Genomic DNA, 21,449 nt, shown 5'->3' with positions numbered 1-21,449 from the left:
CGATCGTGGCCAGGACGGCGGCAAGTTAGCGATACGGCCTACCCGGCCCGGCGTCGGCGGACAGCGCGACCGCCACCGGCGCCGGCCGCGAAGCGGTTCGGTGTCGCGCGAGCCGGGGTACCGCCGGCGAATTGCCGATGGTGCGGCGGTGGCGGGCACGGTACGGCCGCGCGCCGAACGCGGCACCCACCGCCCCGGTCCCGCCCCGACCCACGCCCAAGCACCCACACCGCCTGCCGCGATCGGCTCAACCGGGCCTGTCAGACGGCGAGTTCCCCGACCGCCCGGGTGACCTCGGGCCAGATCGCCGAAAGCGGGTCGACCGGTTCGAAGTGGCCGATGCCGGGCAACTCCCGCAGGGGTAGGTCAGATGCCGCGGCGAAGGTGTGGCCCAGCGCGATCGGTACCTGTTCGTCGGCGTCGCCGTGCAGCAGGATCAGCCGACGGTCGCCCAGGCCGCCCGCGGCCAACCGCACCGGGTCCACCTGCGCGAGCGTCGCCTCGGAGCGGTCCGCGCCGAGGAACTCCGCCGCCGCGCCGTCGTCCAGGTCCAGGGCCAGGGCCGCGTCCAAGTCGAGGACGCCCGCCAACGAGACCGCGCCCGCGATCGGGGGAGCCGCGGGCAGCCATCCGACACCGCCCGCCGGTACCCGGTCGCGTAGCGCCGCCCAGACCGCCAGGTGCCCGCCCGCCGAGTGCCCCAGCAGGACCACGGGCTGCTCGGACTTCGTACACAGCAGGTCGAGTGCGGCCGCGACGTCCTCGAACGTCCCGGGCCGTCCGCCGCCCGGCTGCCCGGCGCGCCGGTATTCCACGCTCGCGACCGCGTAGCCCTCGGCCGCCAGCGCGACGCACATCGGGTACGTGTACTTGCGGTCGTACTCGGCCCGCCAATACCCACCGTGCACCACCACCACGAGCGCGCGCGGCTGGGCCGCGGGTTGCCATAGGTCGATGACGTGGTCCTCCGCCGGGCCGTACCGCAGCGTGCGGTCGGGCCCGGCGGCCGGGCGCGTGAGGATGTCACGAGAAGCGCTCATCCGCACATTCTCCCGGGCAGCACGCACGCCTCACGACCCGGCCGGGAGTGTGAGCCGGCAGGGCCCTACTCCGCCCGACCCGAACCCGGGCCCACCCCGCACCTGACCTCACCCCGATCCCGCGCGCCCCGGGCTCACGTCTCGGCTCACCTGGCAGCTCACACCGCAGCGCGCACGTCAGCCCACATCCCGACCCGCGAAGCGGTCCGTGGCCTCGATCAAGTGGTGCGTGATGCCCGGTTCGAAGGAGGCGTGGCCCGCGTCCGGGACGATCACCAGTTCGGCCTCGGGCCAGGCGCGATGCAGGTCGTACGCGGTGGCCGGAGGCGTGCACATGTCGTAGCGGCCCTGCACGATCACGCCCGGGATGTGCCGCAGTCGGTCGGCGTCGCGGATCAGTCGGCCCTCCTCCAGGAAGCCGGCGTTGGCGATGTAGTGGCTCTCGATTCGGGCGAAGGCAAGAGCGAACTCCCTTTGCCGGTGCGCATCGACCAGATCCGGCCGGGGCAGCAGCGCGAGCAACGAGCCCTCCCACGCGCTCCACGCGAGGGCCGCCTCCTCGCGGACCTTGGGGTCCGGGTCGTTCAGTCGTCGGTGGAACGCGCCTACCAGGTCGCCGCGTTCGTCTTCCGGGATGGGCGCGAGGAACTCCTGCCAAGCCTCGGGGAACAACATCCCCGCACCACCCTGGTAGAACCATGCCAACTCCGCACGCCGCATCGTGAAGATGCCGCGCAGGACGAGCTCGGTGCACCGTTCCGGGTGGGTCTGCGCGTAGGCCGGCGCCAGCGTGCTGCCCCACGAGCCGCCGAAGACCAACCATCGCTCCACGCCGATGAGTTCGCGTAGCTTCTCGATGTCGGCGACCAGGTGCCAGGTGGTGTTCGTGCTCAGGTCCGTGTCGAACCTGCTCACATGTGGTGTGCTTCGGCCGCAACCGCGCTGATCGAAGAGCAGGACGTCGTAGCGCGTCGGATCGAACGACCGGACGTGGTCGGGCAGACAGCCGCCGCCGGGCCCGCCGTGCAGGAAGACGGCCGGCTTGGCGCCGGGTGTCCCGTGCCGGCGCCAAGAGATCGACTGGCCGTCTCCGACGTCCAACATGCCCTGGTCGTAGGGTTCGACGGCCGGATACATCGTGCGCATGGGGATCCCCCCGGCTCGGTGGTGTGGTCTTCGGGTGGACCACACGAACGGATATCGACGTGACCCAGCACATCACGAGGGCCGCCCGGCCGTTGCGGATCGGCGATCCTCGCCCCCGGACCGCGAGCGCCCACACCCCGTGGCGCGCTCAGCCCGTCCCGTCCGCCGCCGCCACCAACTCCTCGAAACCCGTCCGGATTCCGTCCGCGAGCACCTGGACGTCGGGGACCGCGTCGAAGTCCGCGTTGATGCCGAAGGTCACCCGGTCCAGGTAGGAGAAGATTCCGACGCTGATCCGCATCGTGCTGGCGATCGGCACGTAGGGGTACATCTCCGCGAGCGGTCGGCCCAGCATGTACAGCGGCACCCGCGGCCCCGGCACGTTCGTGGTGAGTGTCTGGAGGAAGCGCTGCGGGAAGCGCAGCGCGGTGCGCGAGCCCAGAGCGAGCAGGGTCGGTGCGGCGAAGTTGCCCAGACCGGTCAGCACGTCCGCGCCGGCCGCCTGTCGACTGCGCTTGAGGTCGTCCATCTGTGCCCGCACGGATGCCAGTCGGGCCACCGGATCGTCCTCGCCGACCGGCAGGTTCACCAGGATCGCGCTGAGTCGGTTGTTCAACGTGTTGCGCTCGCGCGGTGAGCGCACCGACACCGGGACCAGCGAACGGACCACCTGATCCGTCGTCAACTCCCCTCGTGCCGCCAGTAGATCGCGGAATCCTCGGGTGATCGCGGTGAGGATCACGTCGTTGACGGTGCCGCCGAACTCCTTGCGTACGCGCTTGATCTCGGCGATGTCGGAGGCGGCCCAGACCCACCGCCGATGTGGGCCGATCGAGCCGTTGAGCGAGCCCGCCGATGTCTCCAGGAGCCGATGGGCGGTACCGGGCAGGCTGCCGGCCAGGGCTCGCACGATGTCCGCCAATTCCGATCCGCTGCGCATCTCCCGGGCCAGTGCCGGCACCGCGGCGAGGTGTTTGACCGGGGCCGCGACGGCGTCCCGCAGACCGTCCGTGATCAGGTCGAACGTGCTCGGCGCGGGCTCGGGAAGCCATGGATCCGGGTCGACCGGCTCGGCCGGTTCGGGGTGTTCGCGCCAATCGAGCAGGATCTGGAGCAGGTCGGTGCCGGCCACGCCGTCGATCAGGCAGTGGTGCACCTTGGAGATGATCGCCCAGCGGCCCTCGGCCAGGCCCTCCACGAGCCAGACCTCCCACAGCGGCTTGCTCAGGTCCAGCCGCTGCGCGAACAGCCGACCGGCGAGGTTGCGCACCTGATCCGCGCCGCCCGGCGCGGGAACCGCGGTGTGTCGCACGTGGTAGAGGATCTGGAAGTGGTCGTCGTCCACCCACACCGGCCGCCCGAGGTGCAGGGGCAACGTGCGTACCCGCTGGCGGTAGCGCGGTACGTCCGGCAGCTTCGAGACGAACAGGCGGATCACGTCGCCGTAGGCCGGAGTCGGCCCCTCGAAGACCAGGACGCATCCGACGTGCATGGGCACGTTCTCGTCCTCGACGAAGTAGAACCCGGCATCCATCGCGCTCAATCGGTCCATCCAGGCACGTTAGGTCGCGCCCCGAGGCGGGGTCCAGATTTCTGCCGAAACGTCACGGGCCGTGCGCGATTCGGGGATCGCCGGAGCGGCCGGCCCGCAGGGGACTAGAGTCCGGACGGCACGTATCGAGGGGGGAACTCGCACATGCGCATATCGGGCGTTCGTCTGCCGAAAACCGCTTCCGTCCTGCTTCCGGGGACCGTCGCGTTGACCTTGACCCTGATGTTGACCCTGACCGGATGCGACGGGGACGGCGGCGGGAAGTCCGATCGGCCGAAGTCGTCGCCGAGCGGCACCGCGCCGGCGAGCACGCCGCCGGCCACGTCCGCGCCGCCGAGTTCGGCGTCGCCGAGCAGCAAGGCGCCCGGTACGACGTCGCCGAAGGCCACGGCACCGCTCAGCACTGCTCCGGCGCCGGTGCCCGGCGGCTCGAACGCAACCGGCTCGGGCGGCGGAGCGAGCGGAAGCGGTTCCAACGGGGGTTCCGCGTCGGGCGGTTCCACGGTCGGCGGCTCCTCCGGCACGGGTTCCTCCGGCACGGGCTCGACCGGAACCCGCTCGACCGGCGGCTCCGGTGCGAACGGCAGCACGAGCGACGGCAGCAGCACCGGCGGCGGCGGAGCGGTCTACTACAAGAACTGCACGGTGGTCCGGGCCGCGGGTGCCGCGCCGATCCGCCGCGGCGATCCCGGCTACGGCCCCCACCTGGACCGCGACGGGGACGGAGTCGCCTGCGAATGACCCGGCCGCCAGCGCCCGAGCGGCGTCCGGGCCGGCCTGCAGGCCCGCGTCCCGACAGCCGTCCCGACCGGCTCGACCCCACCGACCGCCTTCGCGTCGGTCGGTCCGACACGGCAGGATGTCTTCGAGCGCGGGGGGGCGAACGGGTGAGGGTGGAAGGGCGATAGCGTGGCGAGTCGGCGGAGCACCGGCGTGCTGGGGACCTGGGCCGAGTTGCAGCGGCAACAACAGCGGCAACGCGAGGCCGAGTTGCGCGCGCAACAGCAACAACTGCGGGCCGATGAACGCAATCGGCGCGAGGCGCAGAAGGCCGCCGCACGGGCCGACCGCGAGGCGCAGCGCGCGTATCAGCAGTCACGCGAAGCCGAAGTGGCCCGGCGGACCGCCGAGATCGAGGACCGGGTCGCCGAGTTGCAGGGAGTACTCCGGGCTCGCCTGAGCCAACCCGGCTTCCGCATCGACCGGCTGCGGGCCGCCGTGGAGATTCCACCGTTCCAGCCCGGTGAGCTCGCCCGACCGATCCCGATGCCCGACCCGGCGCGCTACCAGCCGGCCGCGCCGTCCGGCCTGGGCAGTTTCGCGCCGGGCGCGCAGTCGCGCTACGAGCAGGACCGCGCGCAGGCGCAGGCGCGGTACGAGTACGACCTGCGCGCCGCGCAGGCGGCCGAGTACCAGCGGCAGCAGCGATACAACGACTATCACCGGCAGTTCCAGGACTGGGCGAACGGGCAGCGCGCGCTCGCCGCGCAGCGCAACGAGCAGGTCGACGACCTGGTGCGGCGACTCGCGGCGCGTGATCCCGAGGCGATCGAGGACTACTTCGAGGGCGTGCTGCTGGCGTCGCCGGACTGGCCCGAGGGCTTCTCCGACCATGCGACGGTGGCCTTCGACGCCGCCGCGCGCCAACTGGTGGTCGACCACGAACTGCCCACCACCGATGTGGTGCCGGGCATCGCGCGGGTGCGCTATGTGAAGACCGACGACCAGGAGAAGGAGGTCGCGCGCACCGCGACCGACCGGCGCGCGATCCACCGCGACGTGCTCGCGCAGAGCGCGATCCGGATACTGGCCGAGCTGTTCTTCGCCGACCACGAGGGCATCCTCGATTCGGTGGTGCTCAACGGCTTCGTCCAGGCGGTCAATCCGGCCACCGGGCGACACGGGCGCACGTACCTGCTCACCGTGACCGCGCAGGCCCGGGAATTCCGGGAGGTGAGCCTGGATCGGGTGGACGCGCTCGCGTGCCTGGAGGCGATGCGCGGCACGTTGTCCGCGCGCCCGGACCGGCCCACCCCGGTACAGCCGAGCCGGCTCGCGGACAGCGTCGCGTCCGCGCCGGCGCCCGCCCCCACCCCCGTGCGGTCCGGCTCCGGCGACGACGAGCCGGACCTGTTCGTGATGGACCCGATCGAGTTCGAGAACCTGATCGCCGAGTTGTTCCAGCGCATGGGCATGCAGGTCGAGACCACCGCGCGCAGCGGCGACCAGGGGGTCGACGTGGTCGCGGTGGACCCGGACCCGATTCGCGGCGGCAAGATCGTGGTGCAGGTCAAGCGCTACCGCAACACCGTCCCGCCGACCGCCGTGCGCGACCTGGCCGGCACGGTGCAACACCACGGCGCGAACAAGGGCCTGCTGGTCACCACGTCCGGATTCGGGCCCGGCAGCCACGAGTTCATCCGGAACAAGCCACTGGGCCTGGTCACCGGACCGGAACTGGTGGGCCTGCTCGCGCAACACGGGCTGCGGGGCCGTCTGGGTCCCGGCGCGGGCGGTGGTCCGACCGCCGCGCCCGGCAGCCGGATCCTGGTCCAGCTCGCGTGGCAGCCGGGCAACGCACCGCCGCTGGACCCGTGCGCCTTCGTGTGTCAGCGCGGGCGGGTGCTCAGCGACGAGCACTTCGTCTTCTTCAACAACCCGGCCAGCCCCGACGGCGCGGTCCGGATCGGCGACGGCGTGGCCTTCCTGGTGGACCTGGCCCTGCTGCCCGCCCGGGCCGACCGGCTGGTGCTGGCCGCCGCCGTCGACGAGGAACAGGCCCCCGGCGGCGACCTGGCCGGCCTGCGCGGAGCCAGGCTGACCCGCCTGGACCAGGCCGACGGCCACCGCATCGGCGAGACCTCCGTACCCACCCGCCGCCCGGGGGAGACCGCCATGGTCCTGGGCGCGTTCGTGCGCACCGACGACACCTGGACCTTCTCCCCGACCACCAACGGCTTCCGCAACGGCCTGCTGGGCGTGGCCGAATCCCACGGCGTCGAGGTGGAGTAGGGCCGGACGCCCCGAGCCGACGACGAGGCAGGCGCCCGGCCCTCGCGGCCCGCGGCACGGGCGCGCGGCAGCGTCCCGCCGGCGGTTCGCCCACCTGCTCGGCGCCGGCCCGGTACCTGCGCGGGTTCGTCGTACCCGTCTGTCAAGATTCCTGGTGTGGCGAGCAACGATCCGGAGGCGGGCGGCAACGAGGAGGACGAGCAGCTCACGCTCGGGGTCGAGCAGGCGCGGCGGGCGGTCCGGGCCGCGCGGGCGCGCAAACCCAAGCCCAAGGCGTCCGCCGAGCGCCTGCCGGTGGCGCGGGTCCTGGTGGACAAGGGCCTCGTACATCTGGACCGCCTGTTCGACTACTCGGTGCCGGCCAAGCTGGCCGAGGTGGCCCAGCCCGGAGTGCGGGTGCGGGTGCGGTTCGGGGCCAAGGTCGTGGACGGTCGGCGGCAGGGCGGCGGGCTGATCGACGGCGTGATCGTCGAGCGGGTCGAGCGCAGCACGTACGGCGGGCCGCTGGCGCCGCTGGCCGGTGTCACCTCGCCCGAGATCGTGCTCGCGCCGCCGATGATCGAGCTGGCCCGCGCGGTCGCGGACCGGTACGCGGGCACCCTCGCCGACGTGGTCCAGATCGCGCTGCCCGCCCGGCACGCGCGCGCCGAGGCGGAGCCGTCCGGGGAGCCCCTGGTCCGCCCCGCCCCGCCGCCCCCCGGGCCGTGGACGCGCTACCCCTCGGGCGCCGCGCACCTGGCCGAGCTCGCGGCGGGCGCATCGCCGCGCACGGTGTGGACCGCGCTGCCCGGCCCGTACTGGCCCGACGAGATCGCCCGCGCGATGGCGGCGACCCTGGCCGGCGGCCGAGGCGCGCTCGCGGTGGTCCCGGACGCCAAGTCGGTGGACCGGGTGGACGCGGCGCTGACCGCGCTGCTGGGACCGGGCCGGCACGTCGCGCTCACCGCGGGCCTGGGGCCGCAGGAGCGCTACCGGCGCTGGCTGGCGGTCAACCGCGGGACGGTGCGCGCGGTGGTCGGCACCCGGGCGGCGATGTTCGCGCCGGTGGTGGAACTGGGCCTGGCCCTGGTCTGGAACGACGGCGACGACTCGCATGCCGACCTCAACGCGCCCTACCCGCACGTGCGCGAGGTGCTGGCGATGCGTGCCGCGCGCGAGCACGCGGCGTTCACCGTCGGCGGGCACGCCACCACGGTCGAGGCCGCGCAACTGGTGCGCTCCGGGTGGGCCCGGCCGCTGGACGCGGACCGGGCGGCGGTGCGCGCCGCGGCCCCGCTCGTGCGCACCGTCGGCAGCGATCTGGACCTGGCCCGGGACGAGGCCGCGCGGGCCGCGCGGCTGCCGAGTCTGGCGTGGGAGGTGGCGCGCAACGCGTTGCGGACCGGACCGGTCCTGGTCCAGGTCCCGCGCCGGGGCTACCTGGTCCGCACCTCGTGCCAACGGTGCCGCGAACCCGCGCGTTGTGCACACTGCTCGGGGCCGCTCGAACTGCCGTCCGGGGACGGCGTGTTGACCTGCGGCTGGTGTACCCGTCCGGCGCCGGCCTGGCACTGCCGGGTGTGCGGCGGCGATCGCATCCGGGCCGGGGTGATCGGCGCGCGCCGGACCGCCGAGGAGTTGGGCCGCGCGTTTCCCGCCGTGCCGGTGCGTACCTCGGGCCGGGACGCGATCCTGACCACCGTGCCGGACCTGCCCGCGCTGATCATCGCCACGCCCGGCGCCGAACCGGTCGCGCCGAGCGGCTACGCGGCGGCGTTGCTCCTGGACGGCTGGGCCCTGCTCACCCGGCCCGACCTGCGGGCCGGTGAGGAGGCGCTGCGCCGCTGGCTGGACGCGGCAAGCCTGGTCCGGCCGGCGGGGGAGGGCGGCACGCTGGTGGTGGTCGCCGAGTCCACGCTGCGCCCGGTGCAGGCGCTGGTGCGCTGGGACCCGCAGGGGTACGCGCTGGCCGAACTGGTCGAGCGCGCCGAGTTGAACCTGCCGCCGGTGTCGCGGATGGCGTCGGTCACCGGGCCGCCGGCCGGCATCGCCGACTTCCTGGCGGTGCTTCGGCTACCGGACGCGGTGGACGTGCTGGGCCCGGTCCCGGTCGCCCCGACCGCGCCGCGCACCCCGCCGCCGACGGCGCCCGCCAAGCCCGACCCGCGCGCCGCGCGCACCCGCGCCGAACTCACCCGCGCCCTGTTCGGCGACACCCCACCGCCCGACCGCCGCCCGACCGCGGCCCCCGCCCCGCCGCCCCGGCACGAACGGGTACTGCTGCGCATCGAACCGGGGCGAGGCGCGGAGCTGGCCCACGCCCTCAAGGCGGCCCAGACCCTGCGCCTGGCCCGAGCCGCCCCCGACCCGGTACACATCAGAATCGACCCACCCGACATCGGCTGAGAGCCGCCGCGATGCCGAGCGGTACGCGGCGGGCCGTATGCGCCGCGTCATGCACGCCGGGCCGGCGGCGAGACCGTCGGGCGCGCGGGTGGCGCACCAAGCGTTCGGGAATCCTTGCGCCCGCCGGGCGGGTGAGGTGCTCGTCGGGGCATGCGTGTGCGGCGGCTCGTGCCGGCCGGTCGCCCGCGCGACCGGCGGGTGGGGACTCGACCGGCGTGCCGCGTGCGGTGGGTGATGCGCAGCAGGCCCGCACGCGTGCCGGGCCGGGTGAGGCCACCGTCGCGGCGCGCGCCTGCGGCAGGTGGCGCGTGTCGGACGCCGCACACGCGGGGAATCGCGCCCCCGGGTCAGGTGCGCTGGGCCCGTCGTGCCGGGACACCGCCCGGCCTCGCCCGCCGGCCCGGCTTCCCCGCCCGGCCTCGCCCGCCGGCCCGGCTTCCCCGCCCGGCCTCGCCCGCCGGCCCGGCTTCCCCGCTCGGCCTCGCTCGCTCGGCCGTGAACCGCGCGGTCAACCGGCCGGGTCGCCCGGCCGGTTGACCGCCGTCCTTCCCCCGCCGACCCTCACCCCCAGCGGGTTCGGCTCCCGCAGGACTTCGTCATCGGTGCCTGTGCGCAGCGCAGGGATTCCGCGTCGGCCACGCGCTCGTGGAGCAGCGCGCCGGCCGCGTCGTAGGCCCGGATTCGGGCCGGCGCGGTGTCGTTGCCCGGCACGGTCGCGAGCCACACGCCGTTGCGTACCACCGCGCCCACCGTCTTCCCGTCGGGCAACTCGACCACGACCCGCGCCACCGCGCCGGTCGTACGGCCCCACCACGTCGTCGGGGTCGGCGCGACCATCGGGAGCGGCTCGGCCGCGGCCGGGTCCAGAGGGAGAGGTTGTGCCCCGGGCAGCAGCATGACCTGGGTCCGCCGCACCTCGAACGCCCCCGCGAGGATGCCGTCGGCGGCCGTCGGCGCCGGCAGTTCCGGCGGGGACTTCTCGCCGTGGCACACCACCAGGTCCGGCTTGTCGGCCTTGCCGAGCACGAACGGGCGCAGCCCGCCGGCCGCGTCGTGCTCCCACGCGGTGAAGTACGGCCGGAACGCCGCGTCCGGCTCGCGCACCTTCCACACCTGCCGGTCGGGCGCGGTGGCGGTGTCGGTCGGGCGCGGAGTCGAGGTGGGCGGCACGTTCCACCCGGTCGGGGTCCACGACACGGCCGTGGGGGGCGACTGCGGCGGCGGACCGTACGGGCCCGCCGCGTTTCCCGGCGTGTGCGCGGGCAGGTCACCGGCATCGGCACCCAAGGGAGTGCCGGGTGGCAGGGTGTGGCCGATACTCGGCGGGGCGGACCCGGGCGCGCGCGCTCCCGGCGGCGGCATCGTCGGACCGCCCGGGTCGAATCCGGTCGGCGGCGGAGGCGGAACGGCGGCTCGACGGCCGAGTTCCAGACACGAGTTCAGCGCGCGGGTCGCCACGTCCCACGGCACCGGATCGCCCGGCTTCGCCGCGTCCTGGGGCACCCCCCGGATCGGGTCCTGCCCGGCCACCGGGCCGGCCGGCGACAGATCCTGCGGGCCCTGCCACGGTTGCGCGGCCAGGATCCCGGCCGCGCACACCGCGAGCACCGCGCCCGCGGCGACGCCCGGCATCAGGGCCCGGCCCCGGGACGTTTCCCCGGTGTCGAGAATCGCGAGCAGTTCGCGCCTGCGTCGCTCGTGCCCCGGCAGTCGGTCCTGGCTGTACGGGCTCATCGTGCCTCCTCGATGCCTCGGTACGTGCCCGCGTGCACGCCCTCTTCGGCCAACAGGCCGCCCAATCGTTTCCGCGCCCGGTGCATCCGCGCCTTGACCGTGCCCAGCGCGACGCCGAGCGCGGTCGCGGCTGCCTGCTGGTCCAGGCCGCCCCAGACGCACAACTCCACGACGTCGCGCTCGTGCCGGGGCAGTCGTGCCACCGAGCGCCGCAGCGCCTGCGCCGCGTGTTCCTCGTCGATCCGCCGGGCGACCTCGTCCGCGTGGTCGGGGACGTCCGGCGGCAGCGGTACGCGCGCGGCCAGCGTGCGATAGCGCTTGAGCGCGCGCCGCCGGTTCGCGAGCGTGCGATTGGCCGTACCCAGCAGCCACGGCAGCGCGCTGTCCCGGTCGAAGCTCACTTCCATGCGGCGGCGCCAGGCGGTCAGGAACACCGCCGACGTCAGGTCCTCGGCCTCGCCACCGTCCCCGATCCGCCGCAGCACATGCCCATACACCGCCCCCGCGTGCCGGTCGAACACCACCGCGAACGCATCGCGATCCCCCGTCCGGACCCGAGACCACAACACGTGGTCCCCGTCCTCCTGCACCTGATCCGTCGTCACACCCCGAGAGTGTCCGCCCCACACACCGAGGTTGCCTCAGCTCCCGAGGCCCACTCCGGATCCCGCTCCGGATTCGCCCCGCCTGCCGCCACGAAATCCCACCCCGCATCCCGCTGCCGAACCCCGCCCACCCCCTCCCGACCCGCGCCCGCCGGGCCCCACCCCCGCGCCCCCGACCCATGCCGCGGTGTGTGCGCCGGCCGCGGCTCGGGCGCTCAGTAGACTTGCCGCTCTCCGGTTTCGATCGACCGGCGCCACCGCGCGGCCGCACCGCGCCGGAACGCCGCCGCGCGCCGGCGACGTTCGTCACCACGACCGACCACCGATGGGGGAGCACACCCGTGGCAGTCCAGCCGATTCGTCTGTTCGGCGACCCCGTCCTGCGGAGCAAGGCCGACCCGGTCACCGTGTTCGACAAGGAACTGCGGCGCCTGGTCGCCGACCTCACCGACACGATGCGCGACGCGCCCGGCACCGGCCTGGCCGCACCCCAGATCGGCGTCGCCCTGCGGGTGTTCACCTACCAGGTGGACGGCGAGGTGGGTCACCTGATCAACCCGGACCTGGACCTGTCCGACGACGAACAGGACGGCCCCGAGGGCTGCCTGTCGCTGCCGGGCCTGCGCTACGACACCAAGCGCGCGTACGGCGTGGTCGCCAAGGGCTTCAACATGCACGGCGACCCCGTCACCATCGAAGGCACCCAACTGCTGTCGCGGTGCATCCAGCACGAGACCGACCACCTCGACGGCATCCTGTTCATCGACCGGCTCGACCGCGAGCAGCGCAAGGCCGCGCTCCGCGCGCTGCGCGAGGCCCAGTGGGCCGGGCAGGCGCCGCCGCAGGTCAAGTTCTCCCCCCACGGCACCTTCGGGAAGGCCCTCTAAACCCCCATGCGCCTAGTCTTCGCCGGCACCCCCGAGGTCGCCGTACCCGCACTCGAAGCCCTGCTGGAATCCCGGCACGAGGTGGTCGCCGTCGTCACCCGACCCGACGCCCCCGCCGGCCGGGGCCGCAAGCTCGTCGCCAGTCCGGTGGCCGAGCGTGCCGCCCGGGCCGGGATCGAGATCCTGCGCCCGACCAAGCCGCGCGACCCGGAGTTCCTGGCCCGGCTCGCCGAGATCGCCCCCGACTGCTGCCCCGTGGTCGCCTACGGCGCGCTGCTGCCCAAGGCCGCGTTGGAGATTCCCGCGCGGGGCTGGGTCAACCTGCACTTCTCGCTGCTGCCCGCGTGGCGCGGCGCGGCGCCCGTGCAGCACGCGGTGCTCGCGGGTGACGACATCACCGGCGCGTGCACCTTCGACATCGAGCAGGGCCTGGACTCGGGCCCCGTCTACGGCACCGTCACCGACGAGATCCGTCCCACCGACACCAGCGGCGACCTGCTGGAGCGGCTGTCCCGCTCCGGCGCGCGGCTGCTGGTGGCGACCATGGACGGCATCGCCGACGGCAGCCTGGAGGCGCGCCCCCAGCCGCCGCACGGCGTCACCCTCGCGCCCAAGCTGACCGTCGAGGACGCGCGCGTCGACTTCACCGCGCCCGCCCTGCGGGTGGACCGCGTGGTGCGCGGCTGTACGCCCGCCCCCGGCGCCTGGACCACCTTCCGCGGCGAGCGCCTCAAGCTCGCCCCGGTGCGTCTGCGCGGCGGCGACAACGCGCTGGCGCCCGGTGAGATCGCGGTGGAGAAGAAGGTGGTCCGGGTGGGTACCGGCAGCCACGCGATCGAACTCACCCAGGTCCAGCCCCAGGGCAAACGCATGATGGCCGCCACCGACTGGGCCCGGGGCGCACACCCCGAGCCCGGTGAAACCCTCGGCACGAACTGAGCACCGTGACCAACGCCCCCGCCGCACGCCCCTATCGCCGCCCGCGTCCCGACGCCGCGCGCCTGGCCGCCTACGACGTCCTGCACGCGGTCGGCGAACGCGACGCGTACGCCAACCTGGTGCTGCCCGCGCTGCTGCGCGAACGCAGGATCATCCCGCGCGACGCCGCCTTCGCGACCGAACTCGTGCACGGCACGCTGCGCCGCCAGGGCACCTACGACCAGATCGTGGCGGCCTGCACGGACCGGCCGATCAAGGAGATCGACCCGCCGGTGCTGGACGTGCTCGCGCTCGGCGTGCACCAACTGCTGAGCATGCGCACCCCCGTGCACGCCGCCGTCTCGGCGACCGTGGAGCTGGCCCGCGCGGTCCTGGGCGACGGCCGCGCCAAGTTCGTCAACGCGATCCTGCGCCGGGTGTCCAAGCAGGACCTGGAGACCTGGCTGCGGCAGATCGCGCCGCCCTACGACGAGGACCCCGAGGGCCACCTCGCGGTCCTGCACTCGCACCCGCGCTGGATCGTGCAGGCGCTGTGGGACGCGCTGGGCGCGCGCGGCAACCCGCACGACCGCGCCGCGATGGAGGCGCTGCTCGCCGCCGACAACATCGCCCCGGTGATCTCGCTGGTCGCCCGCCCGGGCCGGGTCGAACTCGCCGAACTCCACGAGGCCGGCGCCACCCCCGGCCGCTGGTCCCCGTACGCGGCCACCCTCCCCGAGGGCGACCCGGCCGGGATCAAGGCGATCCGGGACGGCCGGGCCGCGGTCCAGGACGAGGGCAGCCAATTGGTCGCCGTCGCGCTGGCCAACGCCGAGGTCGAGGGTGCCGAGAGCCGCTGGCTGGACCTGTGCGCGGGCCCAGGCGGCAAGGCCGGCCTGCTCGCGGCGATCGCCACCGGGCGCGAGGTCTCGCTGCTGGCGGTCGAGCGCCGACACCACCGCGCCCGGCTGGTGCGCAACGCGATCGGCCACCTGACCCACCATCAGGTGATCACCGCCGACGGCACCCGGCCGGCCTGGCAGCCCGGCAGCTTCGACCGGGTGATCGCCGACGTGCCGTGCAGCGGCCTGGGCGCGCTGCGCCGCCGGCCCGAGTCGCGCTGGCGCCGCAAGCCCGAGGACATCCCCGAACTGGGCGAACTCCAGCGCGCGTTGCTGCGCAGCGCGGTGGCCGCGGCGCGACCCGGCGGGGCGATCGCGTACGTCACCTGCTCACCGCATCCGGCGGAGACGCGCGTGGTGGTGGACGACATCCTGCGCGCGGGCGAGGCCGAGCTGGTCGACGCCCGGCCGCTGTTCCCGGGTGTGCCGCACCTGGGCACCGGCCCGGACGTACAACTGTGGCCGCACCTGCACGGCACCGACGCGATGTACCTGGCGCTGCTGCGCCGCACGGGCTGAGCACCCGAGGGCCGGCCGGCCGGCGCTTCGCACCCGAGAGCCCGGGCCGGCCGGCGCTTCGCCACGCGCGGATCGGGCCGGCGCGAGGCCCGGGCCGCCACCCACGCGGGCGCCTGTTCACCCACACGCGTCACGCGATCACCCGTACGGACGGGTGACCCGTGGCTGAATTCGGTACAAGTGGGGCATAACGGCGAGAGCGGTCATCACTTTCGGCTCGGCCGCACCGGTCTCCCTCGGGTCCCAGGAAATCCGAGGGCGACCGGCAGCCGCCACCGCAGGAGCCGCCGCACCCATGTCCACGCTCGCCCCCAGCACCCCGCGCCCCGGCCTGCTCGCCCGCACCGGGGGAGCGGTCCGCGGCGAGTGGGGCAGGCTCACCTCGGTTCCGATACGCGAGTTGCGCGCGCACGGCGTGTGGGCGATCCCGCTCACCTGCTGCACGGTGCTGCTGACCCTCGGCTTCTGGCTCGCCTGGCGCACCGCGTGGGGCGGCGACGTGGTGCGCGTCCTGGGCGGCGTGAGCGCGGGCATCCCGCTGCCGCTCGCGCTGCTGCGCACCCCCGTGTCGCTGTTCGTCCCGGCGCCGGACCTGCCGGTGTGGGGCGCCCTGATCCAGGTGCTGATCCTGTTCGGTCTGGCCGAACTCGACCTGGGCGCACGGCGAACCCTGGTGATCGCGTACCTGGCCACCCTGTGCGGCACGCTGACCGCGCGGGTGATGATCGCGCTCGGCCCGGACCACCCGCTGGGCATCGACGCCCGACACGGCGACGTCCTGGACACCGGCCCCTCGGCCGCGGTGGTGGGCCTGGTGGTGTGCATCGCGATGGTGCGCCGCGCGCCGATCCTGCTCGCCGGCGTGTGGATCCTGATGATCGTCGAGGTCGTGGTCAAGCCGAACCTGGCCGGCCGCGAACATATCGCCGCGATGGCCGGCGTCGCCGTGTGCACCTGCGCCTACCTGGCCTGGCAACGCCGCAGCGCACCCGCCTGACGCCGGCGCGCGGATAGGGCCTCCCGCCCCGGCGAGGACGACGAGAGGCCCAACCTTCACTCTTTGTGACGAAGCCCGCGAGGCCCCGGGTGCCCCACGCCGAGGCCGAATCCCGCAGCCCTGTTCACGCAGCGCAACGGGCCGGCGGAAGCGACACCACATCCGCCCTAGTGAGCGCAGCGCTCCGCGGCCCCCGCGGCCAGCGCCCGCAGCCGGTCCACCGCCGCCCCCGGATCACGCCCGTCGAACACCGCCGACCCCGCCACGAACACGTCCGCGCCGGCCTCCGCGCACATCTCGATCGTCTTCGCGGACACCCCGCCGTCCACCTGCAGCCACATCTGCAGGCCGTGCTTGGCGATCAACTGCCGGGTCCGGCGGATCTTCGGCAGCATGATGTCCAGGAAGCTCTGCCCGCCGAAACCCGGCTCGACCGTCATCACCAGGAGCATGTCCAGCTCCGGCAGCAGGTCCTCGTACGGCTCGATCGGCGTGGCCGGGCGCAGCGCCATCGACGCCCGCGCGCCCTTGGCCCGCAGGTCCCGAGCGAGCTTGACCGGGGCGGTCGCGGCCTCCACGTGGAAGGTCACGCTGCCCGCGCCGGCCTCCGCGTAGGCGGGCGCCCAGCGGTCCGGGTCCTCGATCATCAGGTGCATGTCGATGGGCGTGTCGGTGGCCTTGATCAGGCTCTCGACCACGGGCAGGCCGATGGTCAGGTTGGGGACGAAGTGGTTGTCCATGACATCCACGTGGAGCCAGTCGGCGTTGCGCACCTGCGCGACCTCGTCGGCGAGGCGGGCGAAGTCGGCGGACAGGATGCTCGGATTGATCTGCACGGTCATGCGCACAGAATCTCATCGCCGCCACAGTCCTTCGGCACCGCCTTCGGCCCCCAAGCTGACGACACGTCAGATCATCCACGCCGCAGTCGTGTTCCGGTATACGAACGCACCGTGACGGACGGCACAGGTTGCCCAAGGTCAACGTTGTCGGCCGTCGTGGCACACTTCGAGGTGTACGAAAGTCACGTACGCGCGCTCCGGGGTCGGTGAAAATCCGAACCGGCGGTTACAGTCCGCGACCCGGTCGACGCCCCGCACCCGTGGAGCGACGGCCGGCTGAACCGGTGGAATTCCGGTACCGACGGTCAAAGTCCGGATGGGAGGCAGCGCGCGGCGAGCGACTGCGGCGTGTTCGCGTACCCTCGGTGCGCCCTCATCCCCGCACGTCACTTCGTCGTGCCGTCCTGCCCGAAAACACCCCGGTGCCCCGCGTCGAATCGCGAGGAGGCACGAGGTGCAGGGCAACACCACCCCGCCGGTCGACGAGACCGCCGCGATGCGCCGCGCCATCTCGCTGGCGAGCCGCGCCCTCGGACACACCAGCCCCAATCCCGTGGTCGGCTGCGTCGTGCTCGGCGTGGACGGCACCGTGGTCGGCGAAGGCTTCCACACCCGCGCCGGCGCCCCGCACGCCGAGGTCGAGGCACTGCGCGCGGCGGGATCCGCGGCCCGCGGCGGCACCGCCCTGGTCACCCTCGAACCCTGCTTGCACACCGGCCGCACCGGCCCGTGCACCCAGGCCCTGATCGACGCCGGCATCCGCCGGGTGCGCTACGCGGTCGCCGACCCCAACCCGGCCGCGTCCGGCGGCGGCGCGGTGCTGCGCGGGGCGGGCGTCGACGCCGAGGGCGGCCTGTTGGCCGCCGAGGCCGAGGCGGGCAACCGGGCCTGGCTGACCGCGACCCGACTGGGCCGCCCGCACGTCACCTGGAAGTACGCCGCAACCCTGGACGGCCGCAGCGCCGCCGCCGACGGCAGCAGCCGCTGGATCACCGGCGCCGCCGCCCGCGCGGACGTGCACACCCTGCGCGCGAGCGTGGACGCGGTGCTGGCCGGCTCCGGCACCCTGCTCGCCGACGACCCGCACCTGGCCGTCCGCGAGGTCCCCGACGTCCGGCAGCCGCTGCGGGTGATCGTGGACACGCACGCCCGCACCCCGGCGAACGCCCGGGTCCTGGACGACGCTGCGCCCACCCTGATCGCGGTCGGACCCGACGCGGACGCCGCCCACCTGCCCGAGGCCGCCGTACTGCGCGTGCCGCGCGCCGACGCCGGCCTGGACCTGCCCGCGTTGTTGAAGGAGCTGTACGCGCGCGACGTACGCGCCGTGCTGCTCGAAGGCGGTCCGACCCTGGCCGGCGCGTTCGCCGCGGCCGGCCTGATCGACACCGTCGTGGGCTACCTCGCCCCCGCTTTGCTCGGCGCCGGGCCCGCCGCCCTGGGACCGGCCGGAATCGGCACCATCTCCGAGGTGTTGCGACTGGACGTCGACGACGTCGCGCGCCTTGGCACCGACATCCGCATCACCGCCCGCCCCCGGCCGGAATCCGCCGGCCGAACGAAGGAGTCCTGACGCATGTTCACCGGAATCGTTGAGGAACTCGGCGAGATCGTGGCCATCGAGCGGCTGACCGACTCGGCCCGGATCACCATCCGCGGCCCCGTCGTCACCACCGGCGCCCGGCACGGCGACTCGATCGCCGTCAACGGGGTGTGTCTGACCGTCGTGGACGACAAGGTCGACCCGGTCGAGGCCACCTTCACCGCGGACGTGATGCAGGAGACGCTGGACAAGTCGAGCCTGGGCGCGCTCACCACTGGCGCGCGGGTGAACCTGGAGCGCCCGATGGTGCTCGGCGGACGGCTCGGCGGCCACCTCGTGCAGGGCCACGTCGACGGCACCGGCGAGATCCTCGCCCGCACGCCCGGCGAGGAGTGGGAGGTCGTGGAGATCGCGCTGCCCGCGCACCTGGCCCGCTACGTGGTGGACAAGGGCTCGATCACCGTGGACGGCATCAGCCTCACCGTCGTGCGCGCGCACGACGCGAGCTTCACCGTCAGCCTGATCCCGACCACGCTCGCGCTGACCACGCTGGGCGTCAAGACCGTCGGCGACCCGGTCAACCTCGAGGTCGACATCATCGCCAAGTACGTCGAACGGCTGGGCACACACGGGCTCGGTACACAGGTGAGGGCATCGTGATCGGCTGGCTCAACGACGCCGCGTTCACCGTCGCCGACAAGCCGGTGCCGTGGTCCGACCTGCTCGGCCAGATCGCGTCGCTGGCCACCGTCGGGCTCGCGCTGCGCCGCAACCTGTGGGCGTGGCCGGTGCAGATCCTCGGCGCGGCACTGCTGATCGCCGCCAACACCTCGGTGCACCTGGGCGGCAGCGCGATGCGCAACGTCGTCATCATCATCGCGGCCGGCTACGGCTGGTGGCGCTGGGCCCGCGGCCGGCGCGACACCGGCGAGGTGCAGATCCGCTTCGGGACCGCCCACGAGCGCATCGCGCTTCTCGCGGTGATGGCGGCCGGCACCGTCGGCTTCGCGCTGCTGCTCGAGCGCACCGGCATCTCGTGGGCGCCGTGGCCGGACGCGTACATCTTCGTCGGCTCGGTGGTGGCGATGCTCGCCCAGGCCCGCGGCCTGTTCGAGTTCTGGCTGGTGTGGATCGCCGTGGACATGGTGGGCGTGCCGCTCGCCGTGCAGCACGGCCTGGTGTTCAGCGGACTGGTCTACGGCGTCTTCTTCGTGATGTGCGTCGCCGGACTCGTCGACTGGTGGAACCGCTCCCGGCGGTACCGGGACAACGGGGCTGCCCGTGTGGCAGATCGGCACCTGGAAGGGGCAACGGCGTGAAGACCAGCAGCGAAACCACCGACATCGAGGTGCCGGCGCAGAAGGCGGCGCCCGAGGCCGCAGCGGAGGAACTGGTGCTCGACTCGATCGAGGACGCGATCAAGGCGATGGCCGCCGGCGAGGCGATCGTGGTGGTGGACGACGAGGACCGCGAGAACGAGGGCGACCTGATCTTCGCCGGCGAACTGGCCACCCAGGCGCTGATGGCGTTCATGATCCGCTACTCCTCGGGCGTGGTCTGCGTGCCTATGCGCGGCGCCGACCTGGACCGGCTCAAGCTGCCGCCGATGACCGCCGTCAACGAGGACCGCAAGGGCACCGCGTACTCGGTCTCGGTGGACGCCAAGGACGGCGTGGACACCGGCATCTCGGCGGCCGACCGCACGCACACCGTGCGCCTGTTGGCCGACCCGGACACGGTGGCCGGCGAGCTGACCCGGCCCGGCCACATCTTCCCGCTGCGCGCGGTCGAGGGCGGCGTGCTGGTGCGCCCCGGGCACACCGAGGCGGCCGTGGACCTGGCCGAACTGGCCGGCCTGGCGCCCGTGGGCGTGATCTGCGAGGTGGTCAACGACGACGGCACGATGGCCCGGCTGCCGCAGCTGGTCCCCTTCGCCCGCGAGCACGGCCTCAAGATCGTCACCATCGCCGACCTGATCGCCTACCGGCGGCGCACCGAGCGCACCATCGAGCGGGCCGCGGAGACCCGGCTGCCCACCGCGCACGGCACCTTCCAGGCGATCGGCTACCGCAGCACCGCCGACGGCGTCGAGCACATCGCGCTGGTGGCCGGCGACATCGGCGACGGCGAGGACGTGCTGGTGCGGGTGCACTCCGAGTGCCTGACCGGCGACGTGTTCGGCTCGCTGCGCTGCGACTGCGGCCCGCAACTGGAGGCCGCGCTGGAGCGGGTCACCGCCGAGGGCCGCGGCGTGGTGTTGTACATGCGCGGCCACGAGGGTCGCGGCATCGGGCTGATCCACAAGCTCCAGGCCTACCAACTCCAGGACGCCGGCCACGACACGGTGGACGCCAACCTGGAACTGGGCCTGCCCGCCGACGCCCGCGACTACGGCACCGGCGCGCAGATCCTGGTCGACCTGGGCGTGCGCTCGATGCGCCTGCTCACCAACAACCCGGCCAAGCGCGCGGGCCTGGAGGGCTACGGCCTGGAGATCACCGGCCGGGTCGCGCTGCCCGTGCACGCCACCGCGGACAACCTGCGCTACCTGCTCACCAAGCGCGACCGGATGGGGCACGACCTGCCCTGGCTGGACCCCTCCGACGAGGCCGCGACCGCGCCCTCGGTCGGCGAGGTCGCCGAGGTCGTCGACGCGAAGGGCCACGCGGTCAGCACCGCCTGACCGACCGCGGCCTCACCCGTATCGGTGACACGCGCGCGGCACCGTCCCCGCCGCGCCGATAGGTTCGACCCGCGCGAACCCGTTCGACCCGCTCCACCGGCGAACCCGATGCACCACACCGGCGCACGACTCGCCGTACTCCACCACCGCAATCAGGCTTCCAGCCGTTCCAGCCGAAGGACACCGACAGACATGAGTGGCGCAGGAGCCCCGAAACTGACCGTCGAGGGCTGCCGTGACCTGCGCGTGGGCGTGGTCGCCGCGCAGTGGCACACCGCCGTGATGGACGGACTCGTGGACGGGGCCCTCAAGGCCCTGAGCGAGCTGGGCATCACCGAACCCACGCTGATCCGCGCCCCCGGCGCGTTCGAGCTGCCCGTGCTCGCCAAGGCGCTGGCCGGGAGCGGCCACGACGCGGTGGTCGCGCTGGGCGTGGTGATCCGCGGCGGAACCCCGCATTTCGAGTACGTGTGCTCGGCCGCCACCGACGGCCTGACCCGGGTCGCGCTGGACACCGGCGTTCCCGTCGGCTTCGGGCTGCTCACCTGCGACACCGAGGAGCAGGCCCTGGACCGGGCCGGCGTGCCCGGCTCGCGCGAGGACAAGGGCCGCGAAGCGGTGGAGGCGGCCGTCGCGACCGCGATGGCGTTGCGTACGCTCTCCGAACCGTGGCGTTCGGCCTGA

The 21,449-nt window shown here is 73.9% G+C and carries 18 protein-coding genes, 1 pseudogene and 1 riboswitch; of the genes and pseudogenes, 12 read left to right on the top strand and 7 right to left on the bottom strand.

The window, feature by feature from the left end; translation table 11 throughout:
- Positions 1-260: 260 nt before the first annotated feature.
- The 4 genes from ACIRL2_RS14745 to ACIRL2_RS14730 all read right to left on the bottom strand — a co-directional run bounded on the left by ACIRL2_RS14745 (position 261) and on the right by ACIRL2_RS14730 (position 4,346).
- Positions 261-1,040, bottom strand: coding sequence for an alpha/beta fold hydrolase (locus ACIRL2_RS14745; protein WP_402232281.1), 780 nt, complete (start codon positions 1,038-1,040; stop codon positions 261-263).
- 177 nt (positions 1,041-1,217) lie between these two features.
- Positions 1,218-2,186 carry a prolyl aminopeptidase gene (pip, locus tag ACIRL2_RS14740; protein ID WP_402232279.1) on the bottom strand — a complete coding sequence of 323 codons (969 nt, stop codon included), beginning with the start codon at positions 2,184-2,186 and terminating at the stop codon, positions 1,218-1,220.
- 148 nt (positions 2,187-2,334) lie between these two features.
- Positions 2,335-3,738, bottom strand: a complete 1,404-nt coding sequence (locus tag ACIRL2_RS14735) for a wax ester/triacylglycerol synthase family O-acyltransferase (RefSeq protein ID WP_402232277.1) — start codon at positions 3,736-3,738, stop codon at positions 2,335-2,337.
- A 104-nt stretch (positions 3,739-3,842) separates the two neighbouring features.
- Positions 3,843-4,346 (bottom strand): hypothetical protein, encoded by a 504-nt coding sequence (locus tag ACIRL2_RS14730; RefSeq protein WP_402232391.1) that lies wholly within the window; start codon positions 4,344-4,346, stop codon positions 3,843-3,845.
- Positions 4,347-4,380: 34 nt separating this feature from the next.
- On the opposite strand from ACIRL2_RS14730, the pseudogene ACIRL2_RS14725 reads away from it, so the two are divergent.
- The 3 genes and pseudogenes from ACIRL2_RS14725 to ACIRL2_RS14715 all read left to right on the top strand — a co-directional run.
- A pseudogene (locus ACIRL2_RS14725) lies at positions 4,381-4,479 on the top strand (excalibur calcium-binding domain-containing protein); the annotation flags it as partial.
- Between the two features lie 192 nt (positions 4,480-4,671).
- On the top strand, positions 4,672-6,750 hold the full coding sequence (locus ACIRL2_RS14720; protein WP_395865736.1) for a restriction endonuclease: 2,079 nt from the start codon (positions 4,672-4,674) through the stop codon (positions 6,748-6,750).
- A gap of 156 nt (positions 6,751-6,906) precedes the next feature.
- On the top strand, positions 6,907-9,135 hold the full coding sequence (locus ACIRL2_RS14715) for a primosomal protein N' (RefSeq protein ID WP_395865734.1): 2,229 nt from the start codon (positions 6,907-6,909) through the stop codon (positions 9,133-9,135).
- A 561-nt stretch (positions 9,136-9,696) separates the two neighbouring features.
- Here the strand turns inward: ACIRL2_RS14715 and ACIRL2_RS14710 are convergent.
- Together ACIRL2_RS14710 and ACIRL2_RS14705 are read right to left on the bottom strand one after the other, a co-directional pair.
- The gene (locus tag ACIRL2_RS14710) at positions 9,697-10,869 is read right to left on the bottom strand and encodes a hypothetical protein (protein ID WP_402232275.1); all 1,173 of its coding nucleotides are present in this window, start codon (positions 10,867-10,869) and stop codon (positions 9,697-9,699) included.
- Positions 10,866-11,474 (bottom strand): RNA polymerase sigma factor, encoded by a 609-nt coding sequence (locus ACIRL2_RS14705; RefSeq protein WP_395865730.1) that lies wholly within the window; start codon positions 11,472-11,474, stop codon positions 10,866-10,868. Before ACIRL2_RS14705 ends, ACIRL2_RS14710 begins: the two co-directional genes overlap by 4 nt.
- A gap of 341 nt (positions 11,475-11,815) precedes the next feature.
- On the opposite strand from ACIRL2_RS14705, the gene def reads away from it, so the two are divergent.
- From def to ACIRL2_RS14685, 4 genes are all read left to right on the top strand, one after another.
- Entirely contained in the window at positions 11,816-12,361 is a 546-nt protein-coding gene (def, locus tag ACIRL2_RS14700; RefSeq protein WP_395865728.1) for a peptide deformylase, read from the top strand.
- A 6-nt stretch (positions 12,362-12,367) separates the two neighbouring features.
- Positions 12,368-13,300 carry a methionyl-tRNA formyltransferase gene (gene fmt / locus ACIRL2_RS14695; RefSeq protein WP_395865726.1) on the top strand — a complete coding sequence of 311 codons (933 nt, stop codon included), beginning with the start codon at positions 12,368-12,370 and terminating at the stop codon, positions 13,298-13,300.
- Positions 13,297-14,700: an RsmB/NOP family class I SAM-dependent RNA methyltransferase gene (locus tag ACIRL2_RS14690; RefSeq protein ID WP_395865923.1), complete on the top strand. Its 1,404-nt coding sequence runs from the start codon at positions 13,297-13,299 to the stop codon at positions 14,698-14,700. The genes fmt and ACIRL2_RS14690 overlap by 4 nt, the downstream gene beginning before the upstream one ends.
- 295 nt (positions 14,701-14,995) lie before the next feature.
- The gene (locus ACIRL2_RS14685; protein WP_395865724.1) at positions 14,996-15,697 is read left to right on the top strand and encodes a hypothetical protein; all 702 of its coding nucleotides are present in this window, start codon (positions 14,996-14,998) and stop codon (positions 15,695-15,697) included.
- A 167-nt stretch (positions 15,698-15,864) separates the two neighbouring features.
- On the opposite strand, the gene rpe is transcribed toward ACIRL2_RS14685, so the two are convergent.
- The gene (gene rpe / locus ACIRL2_RS14680; protein WP_395865723.1) at positions 15,865-16,539 is read right to left on the bottom strand and encodes a ribulose-phosphate 3-epimerase; all 675 of its coding nucleotides are present in this window, start codon (positions 16,537-16,539) and stop codon (positions 15,865-15,867) included.
- 188 nt (positions 16,540-16,727) lie between these two features.
- A riboswitch (FMN riboswitch) is annotated at positions 16,728-16,873 on the top strand.
- Between the two features lie 162 nt (positions 16,874-17,035).
- Between rpe and ribD the strand changes: the two genes are divergently transcribed.
- From ribD to ribH, 5 genes are all read left to right on the top strand, one after another.
- Positions 17,036-18,112 (top strand): bifunctional diaminohydroxyphosphoribosylaminopyrimidine deaminase/5-amino-6-(5-phosphoribosylamino)uracil reductase RibD, encoded by a 1,077-nt coding sequence (gene ribD, locus ACIRL2_RS14675; RefSeq protein ID WP_402232385.1) that lies wholly within the window; start codon positions 17,036-17,038, stop codon positions 18,110-18,112.
- Positions 18,113-18,115: 3 nt separating this feature from the next.
- Positions 18,116-18,742 carry a riboflavin synthase gene (locus tag ACIRL2_RS14670; protein WP_020549935.1) on the top strand — a complete coding sequence of 209 codons (627 nt, stop codon included), beginning with the start codon at positions 18,116-18,118 and terminating at the stop codon, positions 18,740-18,742.
- Complete coding sequence (locus ACIRL2_RS14665) at positions 18,739-19,401, top strand: nicotinamide riboside transporter PnuC (RefSeq protein WP_402232271.1); 663 nt, start codon at positions 18,739-18,741, stop codon at positions 19,399-19,401. Before ACIRL2_RS14670 ends, ACIRL2_RS14665 begins: the two co-directional genes overlap by 4 nt.
- Positions 19,398-20,765 carry a bifunctional 3,4-dihydroxy-2-butanone-4-phosphate synthase/GTP cyclohydrolase II gene (locus ACIRL2_RS14660; RefSeq protein WP_395865719.1) on the top strand — a complete coding sequence of 456 codons (1,368 nt, stop codon included), beginning with the start codon at positions 19,398-19,400 and terminating at the stop codon, positions 20,763-20,765. Before ACIRL2_RS14665 ends, ACIRL2_RS14660 begins: the two co-directional genes overlap by 4 nt.
- A 192-nt stretch (positions 20,766-20,957) precedes the next feature.
- The gene (gene ribH / locus ACIRL2_RS14655) at positions 20,958-21,449 is read left to right on the top strand and encodes a 6,7-dimethyl-8-ribityllumazine synthase (protein ID WP_395865718.1); all 492 of its coding nucleotides are present in this window, start codon (positions 20,958-20,960) and stop codon (positions 21,447-21,449) included.

Origin of the sequence: Embleya sp. NPDC127516 (genome assembly GCF_044765325.1) — a bacterium.
Lineage (GTDB): Bacteria > Actinomycetota > Actinomycetes > Streptomycetales > Streptomycetaceae > Embleya.
The sequence above is the reverse complement of the archived record's forward strand: the minus strand, read 5'-3'. Positions and strand labels throughout refer to the sequence as shown.